Below are 13,659 nucleotides of genomic sequence, written 5' to 3' on the forward strand. Positions count from 1 at the left end.
GCGGCCATGACAGAACCCACCCCTCCGACCTCCGGCGTCCAGCTGCTCGAGGTTGAACCGGAACTTGCCGGTCAGCGAATCGATAACTTTCTGCGCACTCGCCTCAAAGGAGTGCCGAAAACCTTGATTTACCGAATTTTGCGTAAAGGCGAAGTTCGCGTGAATAAAGGAAGGATCAAACCCGAATACAAATTGCAGGCAGGCGACATCGTTCGCGTGCCGCCTTTGCGCTTGTCCGAGCCTGATGAAGAAGTGCCGCTGGCCCAGGGGCTGCTGCAGCGTCTGGAAGCGTCGATTGTTTTCGAAGACAAAGCCCTGGTCGTGATTAACAAGCCGGCCGGCATCGCCGTTCACGGCGGCAGCGGTTTGAATTACGGGGTGATCGAGGCCTTCCGCCAGTTGCGCCCCGACTGTAAGGATCTTGAGTTGGTGCACCGGCTGGACCGCGACACCTCTGGCCTGCTGATGATTGCCAAGAAGCGCAGCATGCTGCGCCATCTGCATGAGGCGCTGCGCAAAGACGGCGTCGACAAGCGTTATATGGCCTTGGTGCGCGGGCATTGGGCGACCGCCAAGAAGCAAGTGAATGCGCCGCTACTCAAGAGCAACCTGCGTTCCGGCGAGCGCATGGTTGAAATCAACGAAGAAGGCAAAGAGGCGTTGACGCTGTTCCGCGTACTGCGCCGCTTCGGCGAATTCGCCACCTTGGTCGAGGCCAAGCCGGTAACTGGTCGCACTCATCAGATTCGTGTGCATGCCAAACATGCCGGGCATTGCATCGCAGGCGACTCCAAGTACGGCGACGATGATTTCACCCGAGAGATCCGCGACCTGGGTGGGAAGCGTCTGTTCCTGCACGCCTATGAATTACACGTGCCGCTGCCTGAAGGTGGCGTATTGAAGTTGGAAGCGCCGGTCGATGATATGTGGCGCAAAACCGTGGAGCGTTTGAGTGTCTGATTACCAGCTGCTGATCTTCGACTGGGACGGCACTCTGGTGAATTCCATCGGTCGTATCGTGGCAGCGCTGCACCAGGCCGCTCGCGAATGTGATTTGCCACCGCGCAGCGACACCGAGTTGAAAGCCATCATTGGCTTGGGTTTGCCCGAAGTCGTGGTGGCGCTGTATCCCGATCTAAAGGATGCAGATTTAGCTCATCGCTATCGCCGGTCTTATAGCGAGAACTACTTAAAGCTTGAATCAACGCCGTCTGCGCTGTTTCCCGGTGTGGCAGAGGCGATGGCGGCGTTTCGTGAGGCCGGGTATCAACTGGCGGTAGCGACCGGGAAAGGGCGGCACGGCCTTGATCGGGTGCTGGCCGATCAAGGTTGGAGCGAGTTTTTCGACATCACTCGCTGCGCCGACGAAACCGCCAGCAAGCCCGAACCGGTGATGCTGGAGCAGATTCTCGAGTTTTGCGGTGTGGCACCGGAGCGCGCGTTGATGGTAGGCGATTCGGTTTTTGACTTGGAAATGGCGCGCCGGGCCGGCATTGATTCAGTGGCTGTCGGGTACGGTGCGCAATCGCTGGAAACGCTGAGCCAGTGTGGTCCGCGACTGAAGATTGAACATTTTTCCGAGCTGCGCGCCTGGTTGGAATCGCGCGACGCTCGACCAACGCTAGGGACGAGTGAATATGTCGAACGAGTTGAATGACGACAAAAGCTGGAAGTTGTTGGAGAAAACCCTGCTCGCTAGCGTACAGGAGCAGCGTCGGGCTCGGCGCTGGGGCATTTTCTTCAAGGCTCTGACCTTTATTTATCTGTTTGGCGCCCTTGCCCTGTTTTCGCCGGCGCTGAATTTTTCCAAAAGCGGCGGCTCGCGCAGCGCGGCCCATACCGCAGTTATCGAAATTCGCGGAATGATTGCCGACCAGGAAGCAGCTAGTGCCGACAATATTGTCGGAAGCCTGCGCTCTGCTTTTGAGGATGCGAATACCAAGGGCATCGTCCTGCGTATCAACAGCCCAGGCGGCAGTCCGGTGCAGTCCGGCTATGTTTATGACGAAATCCGCCGTCTCCGCGGTGAGCACCCGGACATCAAGGTATACGCCGTAATTGCTGACTTGGGTGCCTCGGGTGCCTATTACATCGCCAGCGCCGCTGACGCGATTTATGCCGATAAGTCCAGCCTCGTGGGCTCGATTGGGGTGACAGCTGCTACGTTCGGTTTTGTCGGCACCATGGAAAAGCTCGGCGTTGATCGCCGTGTTTACACCTCAGGCGAGCACAAGGCATTTCTCGATCCGTTCCAGCCTCAGAAACCCCAGGAAACCGAGTTCTGGCAGGGCGTGCTGACCACCACGCACAAGCAATTCATCGCTGCCGTTAAGCAGGGTCGGGGTGACCGTTTGAAAGACGCTGAGCACCCGGAGCTGTTTTCCGGCTTGATTTGGAGTGGCGAGCAAGCGTTGCAGTTGGGCTTGATCGACGGCCTGGGCAATACCAGTTCGGTAGCGCGTGACGTGATCGGCGAGAAGGAATTGGTGGATTACACCGTGCAAGAAACGCCGTTCGACCGCTTCGCCAAGAAGTTGGGCGCCAGCGTGGCGGAACATGCCGCCATGTGGATGGGCTTTTCCGGGCCGACCTTGCGCTGATTGCTAACGCTGCTTGTGCATTAATCGCGGCTGAAGCCGCTCCTACAGTGACTTCGGTTTCCGTGGGAGCGGCTTCAGCCGCGATGCTTTTCAAGTCCTATATAAAGGAAGGCGTTAGGGGATGCTCACGCCTTCCTTCAGCAGCATGTCCACCAGGCGAATCAGCGGTAAGCCGATCAGGCTCGTCGCGTCGCTGCCTTCGGTGGCGCGGAAAAGGCTAACGCCCAGTCCTTCGGCCTTGAAGCTGCCGGCGCAGTCATACGGCTGCTCTGCTTCCAGATAACGCGTGATGCGCTCAGCGTCGAGCTCGCGAAAGTGCACCGTGAACGGCACGTGGTCGACCTGGCAGATTCCGCTTTCGCTATTGAGCAGGGCCAGTCCAGTAAGAAATGTCACGCTCTTACCGCTGGCGTTGCTGAGTTGGCGATGGGCGCGAGCGAAGTCGTGGGGTTTGCCGAGTACCTCATTACCTAGTACGGCCACTTGGTCTGAACCGATAATCAGGTGGTGCGGATAGCGCTCGGCAAGCGCCCTGGCTTTTTGTTCCGCCAGGCGCAGCACCAGAGCTTGGGGTGTTTCGTCGGGAAGGCGCGTTTCGTCGATATCCGGGCTCGCACATGTAAAGGGCAAGCGAAGTCGGGACAAGAGCTCGCGACGGTAGGCAGAGCTTGAGGCGAGGAGGAGCGAGGGCATGGCTATTCCTTTGTAATCGCTGCGATTCTACTCAGCCAACCCCTTGGCGCCCAGGCTGAATTTCCCTTTGACAGAGCAGGGGTGCATCCCTAGAATGCTGCGCCTATGTTGAATGGCCCGATTCCTCCTCACGTTGATCCGCGCAAACTGGCAGATCGTGGTGCCACCCTTGAAGGTGAGCTGCCGCTAGCCAGTTTGCAGCGTCTCTGCGATCCGCTTTCCGACGATGTCGGTGTCGTCCGTGCGAAGTTTGTTTTCGAACGCGATGAGCGCAGATCGCCAGTGATGCATAGCTCGATCGACGTTGAGGTCAAGATGGTTTGTCAGCGTTGTCTGGAGCTGGTCGCCCTGCCTATACACAGCGAGTGCAGTTACGCTGTGGTGAAAGAAGGTGGGAATACCCAGTCTGTGCCGCAAGGCTACGACGTGCTGGAATTGGGTGAGGATCCATTGGATCTGCCGGCGTTGATCGAGGAGGAGCTGTTGCTCGCCTTGCCCATCGTCCCTATGCATGATCCAGAAGATTGCCAGCAACCGGCAGGCCTTGAAGAGCCTGAACCGAGCGAGGACGAGGTATCGCGGTCCAACCCGTTCAGTGTATTGGCACAGTTAAAGCGTGACCCAAACGTTTAGGAGTTATTAATTATGGCTGTTCAGCAGAACAAAAAATCCCGCTCCGCACGCGACATGCGCCGTTCGCACGACGCTCTCGACGCTGCAACTCTCTCCGTAGAGAAGAGCACCGGTGAAGTTCACCTGCGTCACCACGTATCGCCAGAAGGCGTATACCGTGGCCGTAAAGTGATCGACAAGGGCGCTGACGAGTAATCCTTGTCCGCTCCGATCATCGCGATTGACGCAATGGGTGGGGACTTCGGTCCCCACAGCATTGTTCCAGCCTGCATCGCTTGCTTGGCTGAATTCCCCTCGTTACACCTGGTCCTCGTCGGCCAAACTTCCTTATTGAATGAACTCATCGCACGCCATCCCGGTTTCGATCGCGCTCGTCTGCATCTTGAGCACGCCAGCGAAGTGATTGCGATGGACGACCGTCCGGCCCAGGCGTTGCGCAGCAAGCCCGACTCTTCAATGCGCGTGGCGCTGGAGTTGGTGCGAGACGGTCGCGCGCAGGCGTGCGTCAGCGCAGGCAATACCGGCGCGCTGATGGCGTTGTCGCGTTACTTGTTGAAGACGCTGCCCGGTATCGACCGCCCGGCGATGATGACGGCCATACCAACCCAGCGCGGCCATTGCCAGTTGCTGGACCTGGGCGCAAACGTCGATTGCAGCGCTGAACATCTTTACCAGTTTGCCGTGATGGGCGCCGTAGCGGCCGAAGCGCTTGGTGTAGTGCGTCCTCGCATTGCGCTATTGAACGTGGGCACCGAAGACGTCAAAGGCAATCAGCAGGTGAAACTGGCGGCGAGTCTTTTGCAGCCGGTCGCTGAATTGAACTACATCGGTTTTATCGAGGGCGACGGCCTGTATCGTGGCGAGGCGGATGTAGTGGTTTGCGACGGTTTTGTTGGCAATATTCTGCTGAAATCTAGCGAGGGGCTGGCGTCGATGATCTCGGCGCGGATGGAAGCGCTGTTCAAGCAGAACCTCGGCTCTCGACTGATTGGATCGCTGGCGTTACCTGTCCTCAAACGGTTGCAAGGCGAACTTGCGCCCGCGCGGCATAACGGCGCCAGTTTTCTCGGTTTGCAGGCCATCGTGGTGAAAAGCCATGGCGCCGCTGGGCCTGAAGGGTTCGAAAGCGCCATTCGCCGAGCGGTCATGGAAGTACGCGAAGATCTACCCCAGCGCCTTCATGGGCGTCTCGAACATCTGTTGTTGTAATGCGTAACCGCCGATGTGACTGCAGTCGGTGGCCTGTCATCCAACTGTCAGTTTGTTAGGCACGACTTGCTCGTGCGTAATTCTCCCGACGATAAGACCATTAGGGACCGTTCAACATGTCTGCATCCCTCGCATTCGTCTTCCCAGGCCAAGGCTCACAGTCTCTGGGAATGCTGGCCGAGCATGGCGCACAGCAACCGCTGTTGCTTGATACCTTTGCCGAAGCTTCTGAAGCTTTGGGTTATGACCTCTGGGCGCTGACCCAGACAGGTCCAGAAGAAAACCTCAATCAAACCGACAAAACCCAGCCCGCCATTCTGGCCGCTTCGGTGGCGCTTTGGCGTGTCTGGCTGGCTGAATCCGGCGCGCGTCCGGCATTTGTCGCGGGTCATAGCTTGGGAGAGTACTCGGCCTTAGTCGCCGCTGGCAGCCTGGAATTCGCCGATGCGGTAAGGCTCGTTGAGCGCCGTGGCCAACTCATGCAGAAAGCAGTTCCGGCCGGGCAGGGTGGCATGGCTGCGATTCTCGGGCTCGAAGATGCCGACGTGCTGGCCGCTTGCGCTGAAGCGGCGCAGGGCGATGTGGTTAGCGCGGTGAACTTCAATGCGCCAGGCCAAGTGGTAATTGCCGGCTCGGCTGCAGCGGTGGAGCGCGCCATCGAGGCGTGCAAAGCCCGTGGCGCCAAGCGTGCAATGCCGTTGCCGGTCAGTGTGCCGTCGCACTGCGCATTAATGCGTCCAGCGGCCGAGCAGTTCGCCGAGTCGGTTACTGCTATCGCCTGGAAAGCGCCGCAAATTGCGTTGGTGCAAAACGTCAGCGCTGCGGTGGTCGACGACTTGGAAGTGCTCAAGCGCGACTTACTTGCCCAGCTTTACAACCCGGTTCGTTGGGTTGAGTCCATCGTGCGGCTGTCAGAGGCGGGCGTGACCCACTTGGTCGAATGCGGTCCTGGCAAAGTGTTGTCGGGCTTGAACAAGCGCTGCGTGAAAGGCATCAATACTTACAATCTCGACACCCCAGACGCCTACGCCGCCACCCGTGCGGCGCTGGCCTGATTAGGAGAAGCTTCCATGAATCTGCAAGGAAAGGTCGCGCTGGTCACCGGCGCCAGTCGTGGTATTGGGCAGGCCATCGCCCTTGAATTGGGCCGTCAGGGCGCAACCGTTGTGGGTACCGCTACGTCTGAATCGGGTGCTGGGAAAATTACCGAGTACTTCAAAGCCAACAACATCGAAGGCGCTGGGCTGGTCCTCAATGTTGGCAGTGACGAGTCGGTAGCCAGCGTGTTGGACGCCATTTCGAAGCAGTTCGGCGCACCGCTCATCGTCGTCAACAACGCTGGCATCACCCGCGACAACTTGATGCTGCGTATGAAAGATGAAGAGTGGCACGACGTTATCAACACCAATCTCAGCAGCCTGTATCGCGTCACCAAAGCGGTGCTGCGCGGTATGACCAAGGCGCGTTGGGGCAGAATTATCAATATCGGTTCGGTGGTGGGCGCCATGGGCAACGCCGGGCAGGTAAACTACGCGGCAGCCAAGGCCGGGCTGGAAGGTTTCAGTCGTGCATTGGCGCGTGAAGTAGGCTCGCGGGCGATTACCGTTAACTCGGTTGCGCCAGGTTTTATCGACACCGATATGACCCGCGAGCTGCCCGAAGCACAGCGTGAAGCGCTTCAGGCACAGATTCCGCTGGGCCGTTTGGGCCAGGCCGAAGAGATCGCTAACGTGGTGTCTTTCCTGGCTTCCGATGGCGCAGCTTACGTGACCGGGGCTACTATTCCCGTGAATGGCGGAATGTATATGAGTTGAATGTGACGCCGCCCTGCGGAAAACTGTCATACGAGCTGTCTAAAATCCGTTATAAAGCTGCAACTGGTTTATAGACATATCGTTGGAGTGATCCAGAAGGGCTACGGCATTCAGCTTGAAATGCGGAAAACCCTTTCTATACACTTACACACAGACCAGCTGCCTGGATTTGTTCATTAGGAGTGAAAACAAGGTATGAGCACCATCGAAGAACGCGTCAAGAAAATCGTTGCCGAGCAACTTGGCGTCAAGGAAGAGGAAGTAACCAACAGCGCTTCCTTCGTCGAAGACCTGGGTGCCGACTCTCTTGACACCGTTGAACTGGTGATGGCTCTGGAAGAGGAATTCGAAACCGAAATCCCGGACGAGCAAGCCGAAAAAATCACCACCGTTCAGGAAGCTATCGATTACGTTACCGCTCACGCGTAATAACCCGTAATCGTCGACTCCCGACCTGGAAAAGCCGCACTGCCCACAAGGCGTGCGGTTTTTCTTTAAGCGTCCGTCGGGCGCTGAGTAAACGCATAAGAGGAGATTGCTGTGTCGCGTAGACGCGTCGTGGTCACCGGTATGGGCATGTTGTCGCCCCTGGGTACCGATGTTCCAAGCAGCTGGCAGGGCATTTTGGCCGGCCAAAGCGGTATTGGCCTGATCGAGCATACGGACCTTTCTGCCTTTACCACCCGTATCGGTGGTTCGGTGAAAGGCTTCAACGTCGAGGAATACCTCTCGGCCAAAGATGCTCGCAAAATTGACCTGTTCATTCAGTACGGGCTCGCAGCCAGCTTTCAAGCGGTGCGTGATGCCGGGCTGGAAGTCACCGACGCCAACCGTGAGCGCATCGGCGTAGCCATGGGCTCAGGCATTGGCGGCCTGACCAACATTGAAAACAACTGCAAAGCCCTGTTCGACCAAGGCCCGCGGCGTATTTCACCGTTTTTTGTGCCGGGTTCGATCATCAATATGATTTCCGGGTTCCTGTCGATCCACCTGGGTTTGCAGGGGCCCAACTACGCCATCGCCACTGCCTGTACCACCGGTACGCATTGTATCGGCATGGCAGCGCGCAATATTGCCTACGGCGAAGCCGACGTGATGATTGCCGGCGGTGCTGAAATGGCCGCCTGCGGCCTGGGCATTGGCGGTTTTGCCGCCGCGCGGGCTATGTCGACCCGCAACGACGACCCGACCCGTGCTAGCCGTCCATGGGACAAAGGCCGTGACGGTTTCGTGCTTGCCGACGGCGCCGGTGCTCTGGTGCTCGAAGAACTGGAGCATGCCAAGGCGCGCGGCGCGCATATCTATGCTGAGCTGATCGGCTTCGGCATGAGCGGCGATGCTTATCACATGACGTCGCCGCCTGAAGACGGCGCTGGCGCCATGCGCTGCATTCGCAATGCCCTGCGCGATGCCAATGTCAACGCCGATCAGGTGCAGTACATCAACGCCCACGGCACCTCGACGCCCACCGGCGACCTGGCCGAAGCCCAAGCGGTTAAAACGGTGTTCGGCGATCACGCTTACAAATTGGCGGTCAGCTCGACCAAATCGATGACCGGTCACCTGCTCGGCGCTGCGGGCGCTGTAGAGGCCATCTTCAGCGTGCTGGCCATCCGCGATCAGGTCGCGCCGCCGACCATCAATCTAGAAGAGCCGGACGAAGGCTGCGACCTCGATTTCGTCGCCAACGAAGCACGCCAGATGCCCATCGATATCGTGGTGTCTAACTCGTTCGGCTTTGGCGGCACTAACGGCTCTCTGGTGTTCCGCCGGTTCACCGAGTGATGTTGAGCTGGGTCGATGGACGCTCAGCAGAGGCCGCTTCCGTTACGGATCGCGGCCTTGCTTATGGCGACGGTCTGTTCGAAACCATCGGCGTCAAACGCGGCAGCCCGCAATTGCTTGAGCGCCATCTGGCGCGACTCGCCGAGGGCTGCAAGCGCTTATGCATTCCCGCTGACCTCACGCTAATTCGTGCCGAATTGCTGGCCTTTTCGGCCGAAGTGGGCGAGGGCGTGGCCAAGCTCATCGTCACTCGCGGTGAGGGGCTGCGAGGCTACGCGGCGCCAGCGAATGCCAAGGCGCGACGCGTTCTGCTGGCGTCTTCTTTTCCAGCGTACCCGGCCGTCAACGCCGAGCAGGGCATTCGCTTGTTCCCGTGCGTCACCCGCTTGGCCGAGCAGCCGTTATTGGCCGGCCTCAAGCACCTCAATCGGCTTGAGCAGGTGCTGGCGCGCTCCGAATGGCACGACAGCGAGCACGCTGAAGGGCTGATGCTGGACGTGTCCGGCCGCGTGATCGAAGGCGTTTACAGCAACCTGTTTATGGTTCGCGACGGCAGGTTGATCACGCCCGAGCTAAGCCGCTCCGGTGTCGCTGGCGTGATGCGTGCCGAGCTGTTGGCGCGCGCCGAAGGTCTTGGCATTCCGGTGGCGATCGAGGCGGTCAGCCAGGCGCAATTGCTGGCGGCCGACGAGGTGTTCGTCTGCAATAGTCTGTACGGCGTTTGGCCGGTGTGCGCGCTGCAAGCGCATCACTGGCCCGTTGGACCGCTCACCCGTAAACTGCAACGCCTTGCCTGCGACCTACTGGACTGCTAATTCGTGATTCGAAAATTACTGCTGCTATTGGAAGGCGGAGTGCTGCTGGCTGGCCTGCTGCTCGCGTTCTTCGTGTGGCAGCAAAACAGCGCGCTGAAACAGACGCTGAATGTTCCAACGGGTTACGTCATGGAAGTACCAGCCGGCGCGACGCCGGGCGGCGTGCTCAATCGATTGGAAAGCGAGGGGGTGCTTAACGGCGCGTTCTGGCTGCGAATTTACTGGCGCTTCAACCTCTCCGGGCAAGCGCTGCACAGCGGTGAATATCAGCTCAATCCAGGCGCTACCGCTAAAGACATGCTGACCCTCTGGCAGCGAGGCGACGTCGTGCAATACAGCCTCACACTGGTGGAAGGCTGGAATTTCCGTCAGGTGCGCGCGGCCCTGGCCAAGCAAATCAAGCTGGAACAGACCATCACCGAGCTTACGGATGCGCAAGTCATGGAGCGCATCGGTCAACGTGGCGTTTTCCCTGAAGGGCGATTCTTTCCCGATACCTACCGCTATGTCCGTGGCATGAGCGATACGGACCTGCTCAAGCAAGCCTTCGCGCGGCTGGCCGCTGTGCTGGATGAAGAGTGGAAACAGCGCGACGCCAGTGCCGACCTGCCATACAAAGACGCCTACGACGCACTGATCATGGCCTCGATGATCGAGAAAGAAACCGGCGTGCCACAGGAACGTGGCCAAATTGCTGGCGTGTTCGTTCGTCGGCTGCAAAAGGGCATGCAGTTGCAGACCGATCCCACAGTCATTTACGGCCTGGGCGAGCGTTACACCGGCAAATTAACCCGCGCCCATCTGCGCGAGGCTACGCCTTACAACACCTACATGATCGCCGGTATGCCGCCCACGCCCATTGCCATGGTTGGCCGAGAGGCTATCCATGCGGCGCTTCATCCGGTCGATGGCAAGAGCTTGTATTTTGTCGCCCGCGGCGATGGCAGCCATGTATTCTCCGACGACCTCGACAACCACAACCGAGCAGTGCGCGAGTTTCAGCTCAAGCGACGCGCCGACTACCGCTCCAGCCCCGCGCCCGCGCCGGCTGTGCAATAGCTATTGAAAGGACCACCCGTGACTGGCCTGTTTATTACCTTGGAAGGCCCGGAAGGCGCCGGCAAAAGCACCAACCGCGAGTACCTGGCCAAGCATCTGCGGGCTGCAGGGCTGGACGTGGTGCTCAGCCGCGAACCAGGCGGCACGCCGCTCGCCGAACGTGTTCGCGAATTGCTGCTGGCCCCGAGCGATGAGCCGATGGCGGCCGACACCGAGCTGCTGCTGGTTTTCGCCGCCCGTGCACAACATCTGGCGCAGGTGATTCGCCCGGCGCTCGCCCGTGGTGCCGTGGTGCTTTGTGACCGTTTCACCGACGCGACCTACGCCTATCAGGGCGGCGGTCGTGGCCTGCCGCAGGATCGTATCGCCGAGCTTGAGCGCTTTGTTCAGGGCGACTTGCGGCCTGATCTGACCCTGATATTCGACTTGCCCGTTGAGGTCGGCCTGGCCCGCGCCAGCGCGCGTGGCCGGCTGGACCGGTTCGAACAGGAGGGCAGGGCGTTCTTCGATGCGGTTCGTCACGCGTATCTGCAACGCGCCGAAGCGCACCCGCAGCGCTATCGCGTGGTGGATGCCGCGCAGTCACTCAGCGACGTGCAAGTAGCGCTGGATGGCCTTCTGCCCGAGTTGCTGGAGCGCGCCCGTGGCTGAGGTGTTTCCCTGGCAGACCAGTCTTTGGCAAACATTGGCCGGCCGCGCACAGCACGCGCACGCTTACTTGCTGCACGGCCCTGCGGGGATTGGCAAACGAGCGTTGGCCGAAAATCTGATGGCTGCGCTGCTTTGCCGCGCACCGGAGAATCTGCGCGCGTGTGGCAAGTGCAAATCCTGCATGTTGCTGGCCGCAGGCACCCATCCGGACAACTTTATTCTTGAGCCCGAAGAGGCCGACAAAGCCATCAAGGTCGACCAAGTGCGCGAGCTGGTGGGGTTTGTAGTGCAAACGGCGCAGCTGGCTGGCCGCAAGGTTGTGCTGGTTGAGCCTGCTGAATCGATGAACCTGAATGCGGCGAATGCCTTGCTGAAAAGCCTGGAAGAGCCGTCTGGCGACACCGTGCTGTTGCTGGTGTGCCATCAGCCGAGCCGTTTGCTGCCTACGGTCAAAAGCCGCTGCGTGCAGCAAGCCTGTCCGTTGCCGAGCGAAGCGCAGAGCATGGCGTGGTTGGCGGAAGCATTACCCGATTGCAGCGCCGAGGAGCGCGTTGAGCTGCTGACCTTGGCCGCCGGCTCGCCGTTGAATGCCGTCAAGTTGAATGCTCAAGGCGTTCGTGAACAGCGTGCACAGGTCGTCGACGGCGTGAAGAAACTTCTCAAGCAGCAGGTGGCAGCGAGCCAGTTGGCCGAAGGCTGGAACAGCATTCCGCTGCTGCAACTGTTCGACTGGTTTTGCGAGTGGGCGCAGCTGACGCTGCGTTACCAGCTCACCAGAGACGAAGACGGATTAGGTTTAACCGATATGCGCAAGGTGGTGCAGTACCTGGCGGAGAAGTCGGCGCAAGCCAAGGTGTTGGCGATTCAGGAGTGGCTGCTGGCGCAGCGGCAAAAAGTGTTGGGCAAAGCCAACTTGAATCGCGTTTTGCTACTCGAAGCACTGCTTGTGCAGTGGGCAAGCCTGCCCGGACAAGGCTAGAATCAGCCCTTGAATCAGTAAGCTAGGAATGCAGCATGAGCATGCCACCGAATCTTGGCCCGCGTAACGGAATCCTGTCCCTGACTATTAAGGACAAGTCCGTGCTCTATGCCGCGTATATGCCCTTTATCAAAAACGGCGGGCTGTTCATTCCCACGAACAAAAGCTACAAATTGGGTGACGAAGTGTTCATGTTGCTCAACCTGATGGACGAGCCGGAAAAAATTCCGGTCGCTGGCAAAGTCGTCTGGATCACCCCCAAAGGCGCCCAAGGCAACCGTGCAGCTGGTGTCGGCGTGCAGTTCAACGACGGCGATAACACCGCCCGCAACAAAATCGAAACCTATCTTGCGGGCGCGCTGACTTCCGACCGCCCGACCCACACGATGTAAGCCCCGCTACGCATGCTGGTAGATTCCCACTGTCACCTTGACCGCCTCGACCTCGCCATTCACGGCGGCTCCCTGGATGCTGCGCTTGATGCCGCGCGGGCCCGGGGCGTTGGACACTTCCTGTGCATCGGCGTCAGCGCCGATAACGCCGCCGCTGTAAAAGGTTTGGCCGAGCGCTATGCCGACGTTGACTGCTCAGTTGGCGTGCACCCACTCGACCTGGAGCCTGGCGCCGCCCCCGCGCTGGATTGGTTGCTAAACGAGCTGAACCACCCGCGTGTCGTAGCCATTGGTGAAACCGGCCTGGACTACCACTACGAACCCGAAGCCGCCGAACTCCAGCGCGACGCGTTTCGGCTGCACCTGGAAGCCGCAAAAATCACCGGCAAACCCGTCATCGTCCACACCCGCGAAGCCCGCGCCGACACGCTTGAACTGCTGCGCGAAGCTGCCTTACCCACCGCAGGCGTGCTGCACTGCTTCACCGAAGACTGGCCCATGGCCAAGGCCGCTCTGGACCTGGGCTTCTACATCTCCCTGTCCGGCATCGTCACCTTCCGCAACGCCGATGCCTTGCGCGAAGTCGCGCGCTTGGTGCCCGCCGACCGGCTGCTCGTCGAAACCGACTCCCCGTACCTCGCCCCGATTCCCTACCGCGGCAAACCCAACCTGCCGCAATACGTACGCGAAGTCGCCGAATTCCTCGCCACCCACCGAGGCGTCGACTACGAAACGTTCGCCCAGCAGACCACCGAAAACTTCAAACGCCTGTTCCCGCTTGCTCATGTAGCCGGTTGATCCGCTATCCGCTTGAAGTAATCGCGTCACCCGCAAAGCATCGAGGCTAAAGCCTCTCCTACAAAAAAACCGACAACCTTTGCCCTTGCCCTTGCCCTTGCCCTTGCCCTTGCCTATGTCCTTGGCCAGCGAAGCGAAGCCGCCCTTGATCTCGATCTAGATCTCGCTCTTCATGGCCAAACGCAGATTTCGCTTTTAGAGCGTCGCGAGCGAAGGTCTGGCAAGGCGGAC

General features: G+C 59.4%; 17 protein-coding genes. 16 read left to right on the top strand and 1 reads right to left on the bottom strand.

Annotated elements, in window-relative coordinates; genetic code table 11:
* Positions 1 to 6: 6 nt before the first annotated feature.
* Genes rluC through AC0IW7_RS05340 form a run of 3 tightly spaced genes read left to right on the top strand, consistent with a single transcriptional unit; the run spans position 7 to position 2,600 of the window.
* Positions 7 to 960, top strand: a complete 954-nt coding sequence (rluC, locus tag AC0IW7_RS05330) for a 23S rRNA pseudouridine(955/2504/2580) synthase RluC (RefSeq protein WP_471816255.1) — start codon at positions 7 to 9, stop codon at positions 958 to 960.
* Positions 953 to 1,657: an HAD-IA family hydrolase gene (locus AC0IW7_RS05335; protein WP_471816257.1), complete on the top strand. Its 705-nt coding sequence runs from the start codon at positions 953 to 955 to the stop codon at positions 1,655 to 1,657. Before rluC ends, AC0IW7_RS05335 begins: the two co-directional genes overlap by 8 nt.
* Entirely contained in the window at positions 1,638 to 2,600 is a 963-nt protein-coding gene (locus tag AC0IW7_RS05340) for a S49 family peptidase (protein ID WP_122496810.1), read from the top strand. Before AC0IW7_RS05335 ends, AC0IW7_RS05340 begins: the two co-directional genes overlap by 20 nt.
* A 114-nt stretch (positions 2,601 to 2,714) precedes the next feature.
* On the opposite strand, the gene AC0IW7_RS05345 is transcribed toward AC0IW7_RS05340, so the two are convergent.
* On the bottom strand, positions 2,715 to 3,293 hold the full coding sequence (locus tag AC0IW7_RS05345; protein ID WP_471816259.1) for a Maf family protein: 579 nt from the start codon (positions 3,291 to 3,293) through the stop codon (positions 2,715 to 2,717).
* A gap of 105 nt (positions 3,294 to 3,398) precedes the next feature.
* Between AC0IW7_RS05345 and AC0IW7_RS05350 the strand changes: the two genes are divergently transcribed.
* The 13 genes from AC0IW7_RS05350 (at position 3,399) to AC0IW7_RS05410 (ending at position 13,428) form a co-directional block, all read left to right on the top strand.
* Positions 3,399 to 3,926: a YceD family protein gene (locus AC0IW7_RS05350; RefSeq protein ID WP_463382218.1), complete on the top strand. Its 528-nt coding sequence runs from the start codon at positions 3,399 to 3,401 to the stop codon at positions 3,924 to 3,926.
* A gap of 12 nt (positions 3,927 to 3,938) precedes the next feature.
* Positions 3,939 to 4,121 (top strand): 50S ribosomal protein L32, encoded by a 183-nt coding sequence (gene rpmF / locus AC0IW7_RS05355; protein WP_108097406.1) that lies wholly within the window; start codon positions 3,939 to 3,941, stop codon positions 4,119 to 4,121.
* A 3-nt stretch (positions 4,122 to 4,124) separates the two neighbouring features.
* Complete coding sequence (gene plsX, locus AC0IW7_RS05360; RefSeq protein ID WP_471816262.1) at positions 4,125 to 5,135, top strand: phosphate acyltransferase PlsX; 1,011 nt, start codon at positions 4,125 to 4,127, stop codon at positions 5,133 to 5,135.
* A gap of 116 nt (positions 5,136 to 5,251) precedes the next feature.
* On the top strand, positions 5,252 to 6,190 hold the full coding sequence (fabD, locus tag AC0IW7_RS05365; protein WP_471816264.1) for an ACP S-malonyltransferase: 939 nt from the start codon (positions 5,252 to 5,254) through the stop codon (positions 6,188 to 6,190).
* Between the two features lie 15 nt (positions 6,191 to 6,205).
* Positions 6,206 to 6,949 carry a 3-oxoacyl-ACP reductase FabG gene (gene fabG / locus AC0IW7_RS05370; protein WP_471816266.1) on the top strand — a complete coding sequence of 248 codons (744 nt, stop codon included), beginning with the start codon at positions 6,206 to 6,208 and terminating at the stop codon, positions 6,947 to 6,949.
* A gap of 195 nt (positions 6,950 to 7,144) precedes the next feature.
* Positions 7,145 to 7,378: an acyl carrier protein gene (gene acpP / locus AC0IW7_RS05375; RefSeq protein WP_058066290.1), complete on the top strand. Its 234-nt coding sequence runs from the start codon at positions 7,145 to 7,147 to the stop codon at positions 7,376 to 7,378.
* A 111-nt stretch (positions 7,379 to 7,489) separates the two neighbouring features.
* Positions 7,490 to 8,734, top strand: a complete 1,245-nt coding sequence (fabF, locus tag AC0IW7_RS05380) for a beta-ketoacyl-ACP synthase II (protein WP_471816269.1) — start codon at positions 7,490 to 7,492, stop codon at positions 8,732 to 8,734.
* The gene (gene pabC / locus AC0IW7_RS05385; RefSeq protein ID WP_471816271.1) at positions 8,734 to 9,549 is read left to right on the top strand and encodes an aminodeoxychorismate lyase; all 816 of its coding nucleotides are present in this window, start codon (positions 8,734 to 8,736) and stop codon (positions 9,547 to 9,549) included. The genes fabF and pabC overlap by 1 nt, the downstream gene beginning before the upstream one ends.
* Positions 9,550 to 9,552: 3 nt before the next feature.
* Complete coding sequence (gene mltG, locus AC0IW7_RS05390) at positions 9,553 to 10,608, top strand: endolytic transglycosylase MltG (protein ID WP_471816273.1); 1,056 nt, start codon at positions 9,553 to 9,555, stop codon at positions 10,606 to 10,608.
* Positions 10,609 to 10,626: 18 nt separating this feature from the next.
* On the top strand, positions 10,627 to 11,259 hold the full coding sequence (gene tmk / locus AC0IW7_RS05395) for a dTMP kinase (RefSeq protein ID WP_471816275.1): 633 nt from the start codon (positions 10,627 to 10,629) through the stop codon (positions 11,257 to 11,259).
* A complete protein-coding gene (locus tag AC0IW7_RS05400) occupies positions 11,252 to 12,238 on the top strand; it encodes a DNA polymerase III subunit delta' (protein WP_471816277.1) in 987 nt (328 codons plus the stop codon). Before tmk ends, AC0IW7_RS05400 begins: the two co-directional genes overlap by 8 nt.
* Before the next feature lie 35 nt (positions 12,239 to 12,273).
* Positions 12,274 to 12,630, top strand: a complete 357-nt coding sequence (locus tag AC0IW7_RS05405) for a PilZ domain-containing protein (protein WP_108097397.1) — start codon at positions 12,274 to 12,276, stop codon at positions 12,628 to 12,630.
* Positions 12,631 to 12,642: 12 nt separating this feature from the next.
* A complete protein-coding gene (locus tag AC0IW7_RS05410) occupies positions 12,643 to 13,428 on the top strand; it encodes a TatD family hydrolase (RefSeq protein ID WP_471816279.1) in 786 nt (261 codons plus the stop codon).
* Positions 13,429 to 13,659 lie beyond the last annotated feature (231 nt).

The organism is Pseudomonas sp. AC229 (assembly GCF_979254655.1).